This window comes from bacterium (assembly GCA_030655055.1).
Taxonomy (GTDB): domain Bacteria; phylum Edwardsbacteria; class AC1; order AC1; family EtOH8; genus UBA5202.
Map to the genome: position 1 here is coordinate 1 of JAURWH010000160.1, position 11226 is coordinate 11226.

Sequence of the window (11226 nt, forward strand, 5' to 3'; positions counted from 1 at the left end):
CTCTTGTTCCCGTAGACATGGGCGATCTTGTTGTAAACATCGGCCAGGCCGTTCTTTTCATCCAGCCGGATATTGATGTCCTCGGCCTGTCTCAGCAGGGACAATGATCCTTCATAATCTCCCTGGTCCGTCAGCAGCCCGCCCAGCCCGGTCAGGGACCTGGAAACGGACTGATCCGAGCCCATCCGGCCGGCGGCCTCGATGTTCTTCCGGTATATCTCCCCGGCCGCCGCAGGCTGGCCCAGCATTTCAAGCAGCCTGGCCTTTTCCAGAAACAGTTTGTCCGGGTAGAACCGTTTGCCGGCCTGGTCGCTCAGCCAAACACCCTGAATTTTGTATCTATGGTGCGAGGAATATTTCAAGTTCTTCCGTCGTACTGAAATTCATTGTCCTTTAAGAACCTGGTCCAGCAGATCCCCAACCCCGATCTTCTTTAGGCAATCATAATGCCCGTACCGGCACTCCCTTTGGTAGCAGGGACTGCAGGGTTCACCATTATATATCACCCGGTGCTTTTCCCCCCAGGGTTTGGTCCAGACCGGGTTGGTGGAGCCGAAGATGGCCGTTACCCTGGTGCCAACAGCCGCCGCCAGGTGCATCACCCCGGTGTCGTTGGTGATGAATTCCGAGCAAAGCGAGAGCAGGGCCGCGCTCTGGCGCAGTGAAGCCGTTCCGGCCAGGCTCAGCGCTTTGGGACCGATGTCCCGGGCGATCTGTCCGCAAAGCTCGGTCTCCTCGCCAGAGCCGAAGATCAAGATCTGCTGCCCTCTGTTTGCCAGTTCCCTGCCCAACTCCACCCAGTTCTCCCTGGGCCAGCGCTTGGCCGGGCCAAAGGTGGCGCCCGGGCCAAAGCCGGTGATATTTCCGGTACGAAGATTGTTGGATACCAGGAATTCCCCGGCCCACTTCATCTCTTCCGGTGAAAGGAATATCCCGGGCGCATTGACGGCCTCCTCCCTGCCCAGCAGTTTCAGAAAATCCAGGATGATGTGCCGGCTGCGGAAATAATGCTGATTATATCTATGTCTTTCATTCAGCAAAAATCCCCGGGCCTCGGTGCTGTAGCCGATGCGCTTGGGGATGCCTGCCAGAAAAGCCATCAGGGCCGAGGAAAAAGAGATCGGCAGGATATACGCGACATCGAACTTCTCTTTTTTCAGTTCCCGGGCGGCCTGCCAGAGGGATCTTTCGGGAGAAAGTTTGATGATGTTTTGGATATCCGAGTCGTTCTCAAACAGGGCCGCCACCCGAGGATGGGCCAGCACCATGATGGACGCCCCGGGATGCTCCCTGGCGCAGGCCGCCACGAAGGCGGTGGAGACCACGGCGTCGCCGATCCAGTTTGGCACGCGGATAATGATTTTTTGTTCAGCAGAATTCATGCGAATATATTTTACGTTTTCTTTTTTTGACAGGATTTACAGGATTTTTCAACAAGGCTATTACCCTTTATAATCACTTTTAAACCTAACTGAACTTTGACAAAAACAGGAATACTGTCATCTTGAGATGCATTGCCTGCCTGACAAATTGAAAGATGGCATTGTCTACCCTTCAAATTGTAAGGCAAGGAAGAGACCTCAGGGTGACAAGATCGGCAGGTTTAGTAAATTTGCCAAAGTCCAAACCTAAGTAGATTTGATATTCGGGTAAATTTACTCCCGTTAAATCATGTTAATCCTGTCTATCCCCGTAAGTACCTGCTCGGCAGTGATAAGTTTCATGCAGTTGAAATGGCCCTTGGGGCATTTCTTTGAACCGTGCAGGGCGCAAGGCCGGCAGTCCAGTTCGGTTTCGATGACCCTGCTCTCCGGCCGCCAGGGCGCAAAGCCGAACTGCCTGACCGTGGGCCCGAAGATGGCTATGACCAGCGTCCCCGCCGCCTCGGCGATGTGCATGGCCCCGGTGTCGTTGGTGACCAGCAGTGTTGCCTTGGACAGAACATAGGTCAATTGTGCCAGATCAAGCAAGCCGCAAAGGTTGGTGGCATTTGCCCCCGAAGCTTTTATGATCTCTTCAACGACGGCCCTGTCGTTCTTATCCCCAACAATAACTATTTTATATTCTTGCCCTGAGCTTTGTCGAAGGGTCCCACTTCCCATTTTAGAGATCAGTTCCGAGTATCCCGGCCAGCGCTTAGTCGGCCAGTGCGCGCCCGGCGCTATGGCTATGAACCCTCCCTGCGGCAGTTTGATGGACGGATCGGCCGCCGGATACAGCTTGGGCTTGGCCTCGGGCTGTTTGACCCCGGCCTTCTCCACCGCCGCCAGGTAGCGCTGGATCACTGTCTTATAAGTTTTGCCACTGCCCTGTCCCCAGACCAGCATCCGGCGGCGCCAGGTGTCCTTGGGCCAGTGGATCTTTTTCCCGGCGTTAAGGCAAAGGGTGATCATCCGGCTGCGTGGGTTGTTCTGCAGGTCTATGATGAAGTTGTATTTGTTGGCGCTGAGTTCATGAATGAACAGCAACAGCCCCCGCAGGCCCTGGTGCCGGCCGGTTTCGTCAAAGCCGTGAATGTTGGCCAGCTTGGGGTGGCCCTTTAAAAGCCCGGCAAACCTGGCCTTGCAGACGAGGTCTATCTGAGAGCCGGGTTCGGCTTGGGAGATGGTCTCAATGGCGGCGGTGGCCAGCACAATGTCGCCGATGGCGCCCAGACGGATGAGAAGGTACTTATTCATTGGTTATTTCTGTTCTGGACCATTTTATTAGAGTTGCCCCATCTGATTGTATCCACAAATGATATACATTGCCGTTTTCATCCATATCCAACAAAAAATCACCATAGTCTTGTGAAAAATAAATTCTTTCATCTTGGTCTATATCAATTAATATTGATTCTTTGCTTTTTGAATCCAGTATAATAGCTTTTTTTAAATATTTAGCATTATTAGTTACATCAACCTGCATCAACATATCCCCTTGTTTATTCTCTTTAAGAAAACATAAGTGCCTAATTCTATCTTTTGCAGTTACAATCTTAATTTGTTTTTCCCTATAAAAGGGCATTATGATGATAGTCCCGTTTAAATAATAATAATTGCTATCCCTAGTATGCACAATATTTTTAAATTCCTTTGAAGTTATATCCCGACTAACTGCAAAACCTTTTTGTTTAGAAGTACAAAAAGGACCGTTTAAATCTGGTTTGTCTATTATGCATTTACTTCCGCCAATCATTGGGTCCCACATCGCGACTTTGTTTTTGGTTTCATCAACAGCCATCTTACTATATGCACTTGCTGGCAAAGAATAACTTAAACCACCAATACTGATACCCTCTTTATCAACTCCTTGGATATAATTACCCCTTAGTTCTACATATAAGTTATCCTTGCTATCAACCGCTATCGGCCCCATATTGCAATAATAATAAGTTCTTATGTATTCACCAATATTGCTATATTTTAGTATTCTGTTGTTTGCATAGTCTTGAATGTATATATCACCGTTTTGGCTAACCACTATACTGGTCGGCCCAACGCTTTCACTATAATCGCCACCATTGTTTTTTCTGTAACCAAGCTGGTAGTCGCCATCGCCCCAAGTAAATGTTCGGACAACATTTCTTGTGTAAGTATATTGATCGTTTTTCTCAGATGATTGCCCAAAACTATTAGCGCCAATAGTTAGGAGCAATGCTATGATTAAGATATTTTTTCGTTTCATTGTGGATCCCTTATTCTGATTTATTTATACAACAAACTTTAAGACCGCCTCTGTCTCGATCCCATTCAAATCGCACTTGGCACTGGGCCGACAGTTCTTACAGAAATCTTCCTCCGGTACCAACTGAACATGCCCTTCCCCCAGCGGTCTCCAGCGTTCCGGGCGGCTGGCCGGCGCCGGGCAAAAAAGCCCCACCGTTTTGGCACCCGCCGCCGCGGCCAGGTGCAGGGTGCCGGTGCTGCTGCCCAGCACCTGCCGGCAATTTGCCAAAATTGCAGCCAGCCGCCGCAAGGTCAGCTGTGGCCCGGCAATGGGCACATTGGTATCGCCTTTTACTTTATTCAGTATCTCTTCCTCCCCCGGCCCGCCCAGGATCAGTACTTCCTTCTTGGCTTCCACCAATTTCCGGACCAGCTCGCCCCATCTCTCCGGCGGCCAGTTGGCCGAGGAACCCCTGTTGGCAGGGAGTATGGCGATGGGCGTTTGGACAACCATTGACATTAGGACATTACGGGCCTCGGACATTTCGATGTTGTTTAAGAATATCTTCGGCGGCTCGATCTCTTCCGAAAGTTCAAACAAACTGCGGGCCACGGAAAAGTTGTATTCTGTCTCGTGAATGACGAGGCCTTCGTCTTGAAACGCTCCGTGGAGGGCTGAGTTGCCGCAGGCAGTATCGAAGCCCGACCTCCGGCCTCTATGCGAATGTTTAAAGCCCGTCAAAACATAATACGGCCTGAAGCCCAGCCCGGCCTTTTGCCTGACTCCGGCAAACAGCGCCGCCCAGGCCAAAAGCTTTGAAGGATGCAGCATCAGCAGGACATCGTAACGGCCCCGGCGCAATGTTTTGATCAAAGGCCAAAGGCCGTTTGTCCAGATGATCACCTCGTCCAAAAAGGGCTGGCCAAAGAACAGCTCCGCCAAAGGCTTGGTCACCATAAAAGTGATGTGCGCCCCCGGCCTTGCTGTCTTAAGCGCTTTTAAAAGAGGCACGGCGCTGAGGGCATCGCCCAGCCGGTCCTGGCGGACCACTAATATTTTCTGTGGGTCAGACAGCTTCAGCCGCCGGAATGACAGGAGCGACAACCTGGGGAGCGGGGGCGTTCTTGGACTTGATCTGCAGGTAACCCAGCGTCCAGTAGGCCGAGGTGAAGACCCCGTAAACGCAGGCCAGCAGCAGTATCAGAACAATGCCCACCAGCCCGCCGGGCACCAATCCCAGCCAGATGTTTATCAGTCCCAGGATTATGAAGGGAATGGCCAGGGCTATCACCCCGACCGTTACCGCTATGGAGATGCCGATACCCAGAGCTATGGAGATGGCCCCCAGCGTGGCTGATTCGGAGACGTTGGCCTTGCCCATCTGCCAGGCCAGTTTCAATGAATCCATTACCCCTTTGTCCTCCAGCACGCAGATCCTGGCGGCCAGGGCCGCCACCAGCACCAGTACGAAGACGGCCAGCAATATTGGCAGAATACATAGTATCAGCCAGATCACGGCCACTATTTTCAGTCCGTCGCCCCCGGCTACCAGCATCACGATGAACGGCAGCATGGCCAGGGCGATCACTCCCAGCATCATCAGGCCGATCATCAGGGAGATCCCCACGTTGGGCCAGAAGTATTTCAGCCCGGCGGCCAGGGAATCGTCGAAATTGCTCTTGCCCTCCTGCTCCACCTGGGCCGCGCCTTTGATCAGCGCCCCGTAGGAGACGAAGGCCAGGATGAAATGGATCAAAAGCAGTACCCCAAGACCAATTGCGATCATAATGGCGATGGCCGGATGCTCCCACAGCCAGGACCAGCCGGTGGATAAGTATTCGTTGCTTTTGATGTCCTTCATATCACCGGGGGACGACAATCCGCCGCCCATCCCGGCGAACACCCCAAAGACCCAAAGATAGCGGTGCTTGATGGACATGTTCCAGGAGTCCTTGATTATCTTGGTGTAATCCATATTGAAAGTCTCCTTGGGGTTTGGATCGTACTTTTTTAACCTCTCCCTTCCCCTCCCCTCGAGGGGAGGGCAGGGTGGGGTTATTGAGTTTGACTTGTTTCTCCCGTAAGTTCTCCCATAGCCTCCAGCGCTCTCTGCGAATAAGCCTCATATCTCAGCTTCTTGGAGTGAACGGAATTATCCAGCGGCGGCAGCAGCCCGAAATTGGCGTTCATGGGCTGAAAGCTTTTCCCGGTCCCCCCTTCGGACACATACTTGCACAAAGAGCCCAGCATGGTCAACGGCGGGGGAACCAGCAGCGGGAGGCCATCCAGATAGCGGCAGATGTTGATGCCCGCCAGCAGTCCGGTGGCGATGGATTCCACGTAGCCCTCCACCCCGGTGATCTGCCCGGCAAAGAACAGGTCGTTCCTGGCCTTGGACTGCATGCTGTTTTGGATGTGTTTTGGCCCGTTGAGATAGGTGTTGCGGTGCATGCTGCCGTAGCGCAGGAATTCCGCCTTTTCCAGGCCGGGTATCATCCGGAACACCCTTTGCTGCTCAGAGATCTTGAGCTGGGTCTGAAAGCCCACCAGGTTGAACATGGTGCCTTCCTGGTTCTCCTGCCTTAACTGAAGTACGGCATAGGGCCGGCGCCCCTCGTGGGGGTTGAACAGCCCGACGGGCTTCATCATCCCAAAGCGCAGGGAATTGACATTCCGCTCGGCCATGGCCTCCACCGGCAGACAGCCTTCGTAGTAATGCCCGGCCTCAAAATCATGGGGCTGGTGGCGCTGGGCCTTTACCAGTTCGTCAACAAAACTTAAGTACTGGTCCTTGGTCAGCGGCGCGTTCCAGTACTGGCCTTCTTCGTCTGAATAGCGCGAAGCCTTGAACATCTTGGAATGGTCCAGCGACCCGGCCTCAATGATGGGGGCGATGGCGTCGAAGAAGAACATTCCCTGCTCGCCCAGCATACCGGCCAGGGCCAGCGACAGCCTGTCCGAGGTCAACGGCCCGGAGGCGATGATGGCAGGGCCTTCCGGGATGGAAGACTGTTCCTGGGAAATGACCGTTATGTTGGGAAGGTTCGCGATCTCCCGGGTCACCGCCAAAGCGAACTGGTCCCGGTCCACCGCCAAAGCCTTGCCGGCCGGCACCGATACTTTATTGGCGCATTTCAGCAGCAGGGAATCCAGCAAAGCCAGCTCGGCCTTAAGCAGTCCGTGGGCATTGCCCGGCTCGGTGGATTTAAGGGAATTGCTGCAGACCAGTTCGGCCAAAAGCCCAGTCTGGTGGGCCGGAGTGGTTAGGGCCGGTTTCTCCGACTTTCCGGTGAAGCGCATCTCGTACAGGTTGACCTGATGCCCACGCGAGGCGGCCTGGTAGGCCGCCTCGCACCCGGCCAGCCCCCCGCCGATGATGGATATTGTCTTTAAGTCTGTCATGTATTTTTAAGGATACACCAAATCCGGATTAAAATCAAGGCAAAATGATTATAACAACTTGCCCAAGTATTCTCATCCGCAGATTTCGCAGATTCACACAGATTAAATAATATTGTTTTACATGTCATAAAATTGAACGGTTATCGTCTGCGTTAATCTGCGGATAGAAAAAAGTATCTTGGGAAAATATTCGTCAAAATAAAACCCCCGCCTGTGGCGGGGGTTTTATTTTCAGATATCATCCGGCCGGCCTCTCATCTTAAGGCTACGTGACACCCAAAGATAAAAGAACTCGCTGAGTCTTTGCTCAACTTCCGGCCCTTCAATGATCCCCAGCGCCCGGCTTAAAGCCTCAAAAGTGCAGATCCGGCCCTCCGCTTCCTGGGCATTGCGCAGCCGGTAGCGGGTGGGGGCGCCCGGCGGCAGGTGGACCTTGATCGCCTCCTTCATCAGCGGTTCGCGCTTGACCATGTGCCCGGCCTGGTTCCAGTTGCCGTCGGCCAGGAGCAAAGTTATGGGCCGGGGAATGGTTTTCAGAAATCCGGCATTCAGTTCCTGCGAACCGGCCCCGGGGAAAAGCACCAGCGAGTTTGGATATTTTTCCGAAGGTTCCGGGGCGGGGGGACCGTCACGAAGGCCCCGCAGGAATATCTCGGAGTTCTTCAGCACCAGCCGGGCCAGGCGGCCGCTGTTGCTTTTGCGCCGTTCCTCGGCGTAATGCATTATCACCACCGCCTTGGTGGCCAGATCGAATTCCGGGGCCTGGCCGCAGATGCATAGTTCCAGGTGCAGCCGGCAGCGGGGACAGCGGGGCTTATTGTCCGTTTTATGGCGCATTGATTGGGCTTAATCATTTATCAGTTACCCGTTGCGGCAGCAACTATCCAAATAATATTTCAATCTCCATCAGCAGGGATCGTGGGTTATGGCCTGGTTGATCATTGCCAATTTAAAATTCTTGTTTAAAACATTACCCCGGTCAAATATTTCCATGTTTACGCCCCCTTCTTCCATGGCAATAAGCCGGCAGCAGCCGAACATGACGGGGGATCGGTATATTCTTTGTTTTTTCAAATCAAGCATCAACAGATGAAATCCGGGAATATTGTAGCCCTTATCCCAGCGGACCAGGATCAGCCGCTGTTTTGATTGATCGTAAACATAGCGGTCCTGAAAACCGCCCTGATCCAGGCAGGGATGATCAAAACCATCCACTCTCACCTTGCCCGCATTGTAGGGGGAGCCCATGCTGATCTCGCTCATTGCTGTGAACTTTACCGGATCGATATTTTTCATGATGCAAAAATTCAATATCTATGTTAATGTTTTTGACAAAAAATAAGTGCGCCCGGAATTAACTGCCCCTGCGACTGAATATAAAACCTCCCGGGTCCTGCGCCAAGGCAGTTGGGGAGGCTTTTTAGTATAAAGGATATTCCGGGGCGAATGCACTTTTTCTCAGGCTTGGTTAAAACTGTTAAAATTTGTATCCCGCTCCCAAAGACGCTTCGGCCAGCAGGTTGTCCTTGATCCCCGACCCGGTGGTGATCTTGCCGCCGCTCAGGAACATCCCCCCCTTGCCCTGGGCCCACAGGAAGATGGCCGGAGTGATCCGGTATTCCATCCCGGCGCCCCCGGCAATGATTGGGCTGGCCGCCTTCTGTTCTTCCCCGGTGGCCGGGTCAAGATATGCGGCTCCGTTGTACATGTTCTCCCAGTAAAGGATCCCGCCCCCGGCCAGCACATAAGGCGTGACCTTTTCAAAGAAATGGAATTTGTAGCGGGCGTCTATCTCGGCATCGATGTAGTTGGTCTGGTACAACTCGTAATTTGCCTCCCAGACGGTCTCCCGCAACTTGTTGCTGCCGTATCCCCCGTTGAGGACAAAGGTGAATTTGTCGTTCAGGTTGAAGCCGGCCCCCAGCTTTATCATGTAGCCGTAGCTGCCTTCGGAAAGCACTCCTCCCATGGCTTTGATCACACCGCCCCCCAGCATGACCTGCCACCTTCCGGCGGCCGATGAACCTGACCTGGCCAGCTTTACATCCAGCTGGCTTTGGGCCTTGTCCTTAAGGCTCAGGTTCTTGACCTCTGCCCTGTAGCCCGGGGCGGCGAAACTGAACTGGTAGGCACCGGGCCTTACCGTTGTCTGGAATCTCCCGTCTGCCCCGCTGGACAGGTCCACCGGGATGGATCCCAGGTTGGTTATATGAGCTTTGATGGGAACGGCCGTGGCCGAATCCAGCACCGTGCCTGTAATGACCGCCTCCTTGCGTTTTAAGGTCAGGTCCCATTGTTCGGTCTTGCCGGAAGTTACCGTCAGCTTGCGCTCTATCCAGCGGTAGCCGTTGGCGTAGATATGCATCTTGTACTCTCCGGGCGCCAGGTCCACCTTGTAATTTCCGGCGCTGTCGCTGACCAGGGCCGCCAGGTTCAGGCCGGGGAAAGTGATCATCCCTTTCATGGGAGCGCCGGATTCACGGTCCTTGATCACCCCGACAATCGTTCCCGGTGCCGGAGCCTGGGCCCGGACGATCCCCGCTGTTGCCAGCCATAGGCCCGCCGTTGCCAGAAATAACTGGACAGAGATTCCTTGCATGACCAACCCTCCTAAAATTATTCAGGTGGTATAACCTTGTATTTATAACAAAGCCGGTTGCAAAAGTCAAGCAAAAAAGCGGCCCGCCTGACGGCGGACCGCTTTGAAACCGGCTATTCCTTGGATTCTCCCTCTTTTTTCTCCTCAGGTTCGTATTTGCATTTGGTGCAGGCCACGTAATTCCCCTTGGCCTTGCTGTATTTCTGGGACAGGTGCCCGAACCCGCAGCTGGGGCAGGCCTGGTTCACCGGCTTGTTCCAACTGGCGTATTTGCAGTCGGGATAGCGGCTGCAGGAATAGAAGTTCTTGCCCCGCTTGCTGCGGCGCTCGGTCAGCTCGCCGGTGCAGCCCGGCTCGGGGCAGGGCACCCCGGTGGTGATGGATTTTATGTTCTCGCACTTGGGGTAATTGGAGCAGGCCAAAAATTTCCCGAACCGTCCCCGCTTGACCGCCATGGGGCTGCCGCATTTGTCGCAGGTCCCGGCGTCTATCTTCTGGTCCTCTTCCTCCTCCAGCGGCTTGGTGGTCTTGCACTCGGGATAATTGGAGCAGGCGTAAAACTTGCCGAACCGGCCCCATTTGATGATCATCGGCGCCTGGCAGTTGGGGCATTTCATATCCGTTTTTTCTTCCAGGGATTTCTTCATCTCGGCCTTGCCGGCCTCGGCCGCCTTCAGGTCCTTGGAGAACGGGGCGTAGAAATCCTTCAGCACCTGCAGGCGGTCCAGCTTGCCCTGCTCTATCTTGTCCAGCTCGTTCTCCATGTCGGCGGTGAACTGGACCTCGAAGATGTCGGGGAACTTCTCGACCAGTATCCGGCTGACCACCTGGCCCAGCTCGGTGGGCGAGAACCGGCCCTGCTCCTGCAGGATGTATTCCCGGTCCACCAAAGTGCTGACGATGGTGGCGTAGGTGGAAGGCCGCCCGATGCCCTGGGCCTCCAGGATCTTGATCAGGCTGCCCACGTTGTAGCGCGGGGGCGGCTCGGTAAAATGCTGCTTGGGCAGAAGCTCGGCCAGCTTCAAGGTCTCGCCCTTGGTCAACGGCGGCAGGCTCTTGCTGTCGCCGTATTCGGCCGAGTCGTCCTCCTCTATTCCGTAGGCCGCCAGAAAGCCGTTGAACTTGAGGGTGTTGCCCGAGACCCGGAACAGGTATTTGCCGCAGGCGATGTCGGCGGTGGAGGCCAGGTATACGGCGGGGTTCATCTGGCAGGCCAAAAAGCGGCTGTAGATCAGGCCGTAGACCTTGTGCTGTTCCGGGGTCAGATAGCCCTTGATCTTGTCGGGGTGGCGCTCCACCGCCGAGGGCCGGATGGCCTCGTGGCCCTCCTGGGCCCCCTTGCGGGATTTGTAGTGCAGCGGTTCCGGCGGCAGATACCCGGCCCCGAATTTCTCCTTGATGTATTCCCGGGCCGAGGCCACGGCCTCCGGGGCCAGCCGCACCGCGTCGGTCCGCATGTAGGTGATCAGTCCGGTGGCGCCCTCGTCTCCCAGCTCAATGCCCTCGTACAGCTGCTGGGCCAGCATCATGGTCTTCTTGGCCGAATAGCCGAAGGCCCTGAAGGCCGCCTGCTGCAA

At 54.5% G+C, this 11226-nt stretch carries 11 protein-coding genes; all 11 read right to left on the minus strand.

The annotated features are described in order from the left end of the window. On the minus strand, positions 1-362 hold a 362-nt coding region (locus Q7U71_07625; protein MDO9391625.1), incomplete at its 3' end, for a tetratricopeptide repeat protein. Positions 363-383: 21 nt separating this feature from the next. Continuing rightward, positions 384-1382, minus strand: a complete 999-nt coding sequence (waaF, locus tag Q7U71_07630) for a lipopolysaccharide heptosyltransferase II (protein ID MDO9391626.1) — start codon at positions 1380-1382, stop codon at positions 384-386. A 282-nt stretch (positions 1383-1664) separates the two neighbouring features. Beyond that, positions 1665-2678, minus strand: coding sequence for a glycosyltransferase family 9 protein (locus tag Q7U71_07635; protein MDO9391627.1), 1014 nt, complete (start codon positions 2676-2678; stop codon positions 1665-1667). After that, positions 2671-3666 (minus strand): hypothetical protein, encoded by a 996-nt coding sequence (locus Q7U71_07640; protein ID MDO9391628.1) that lies wholly within the window; start codon positions 3664-3666, stop codon positions 2671-2673. The genes Q7U71_07635 and Q7U71_07640 overlap by 8 nt, the downstream gene beginning before the upstream one ends. A gap of 24 nt (positions 3667-3690) precedes the next feature. Next, positions 3691-4698 carry a glycosyltransferase family 9 protein gene (locus Q7U71_07645; GenBank protein MDO9391629.1) on the minus strand — a complete coding sequence of 336 codons (1008 nt, stop codon included), beginning with the start codon at positions 4696-4698 and terminating at the stop codon, positions 3691-3693. Between the two features lie 16 nt (positions 4699-4714). Continuing rightward, positions 4715-5623, minus strand: a complete 909-nt coding sequence (locus Q7U71_07650) for a hypothetical protein (GenBank protein ID MDO9391630.1) — start codon at positions 5621-5623, stop codon at positions 4715-4717. 80 nt (positions 5624-5703) lie between these two features. Continuing rightward, positions 5704-7050: a methylenetetrahydrofolate--tRNA-(uracil(54)-C(5))-methyltransferase (FADH(2)-oxidizing) TrmFO gene (trmFO, locus tag Q7U71_07655; protein ID MDO9391631.1), complete on the minus strand. Its 1347-nt coding sequence runs from the start codon at positions 7048-7050 to the stop codon at positions 5704-5706. A gap of 231 nt (positions 7051-7281) precedes the next feature. After that, positions 7282-7887: a tRNA-uridine aminocarboxypropyltransferase gene (locus Q7U71_07660; GenBank protein ID MDO9391632.1), complete on the minus strand. Its 606-nt coding sequence runs from the start codon at positions 7885-7887 to the stop codon at positions 7282-7284. Positions 7888-7956: 69 nt separating this feature from the next. Continuing rightward, a complete protein-coding gene (locus Q7U71_07665; GenBank protein ID MDO9391633.1) occupies positions 7957-8346 on the minus strand; it encodes a hypothetical protein in 390 nt (129 codons plus the stop codon). 181 nt (positions 8347-8527) lie between these two features. Next, positions 8528-9649: a carboxypeptidase regulatory-like domain-containing protein gene (locus tag Q7U71_07670; GenBank protein ID MDO9391634.1), complete on the minus strand. Its 1122-nt coding sequence runs from the start codon at positions 9647-9649 to the stop codon at positions 8528-8530. A gap of 113 nt (positions 9650-9762) precedes the next feature. Next, on the minus strand, positions 9763-11226 hold a 1464-nt coding region (locus tag Q7U71_07675), incomplete at its 5' end, for a DNA topoisomerase (protein ID MDO9391635.1).

Coding starts and splice junctions, on each gene's coding strand:
- waaF (MDO9391626.1), bottom strand. CDS start 1,382: ATGAATTCTGCTGAACAAAAAATCATTATCCGCGTGCCAAACTGGATC.
- Q7U71_07635 (MDO9391627.1), bottom strand. CDS start 2,678: ATGAATAAGTACCTTCTCATCCGTCTGGGCGCCATCGGCGACATTGTG.
- Q7U71_07640 (MDO9391628.1), bottom strand. CDS start 3,666: ATGAAACGAAAAAATATCTTAATCATAGCATTGCTCCTAACTATTGGC.
- Q7U71_07650 (MDO9391630.1), bottom strand. CDS start 5,623: ATGGATTACACCAAGATAATCAAGGACTCCTGGAACATGTCCATCAAG.
- trmFO (MDO9391631.1), bottom strand. CDS start 7,050: ATGACAGACTTAAAGACAATATCCATCATCGGCGGGGGGCTGGCCGGG.
- Q7U71_07660 (MDO9391632.1), bottom strand. CDS start 7,887: ATGCGCCATAAAACGGACAATAAGCCCCGCTGTCCCCGCTGCCGGCTG.
- Q7U71_07665 (MDO9391633.1), bottom strand. CDS start 8,346: ATGAAAAATATCGATCCGGTAAAGTTCACAGCAATGAGCGAGATCAGC.
- Q7U71_07670 (MDO9391634.1), bottom strand. CDS start 9,649: ATGCAAGGAATCTCTGTCCAGTTATTTCTGGCAACGGCGGGCCTATGG.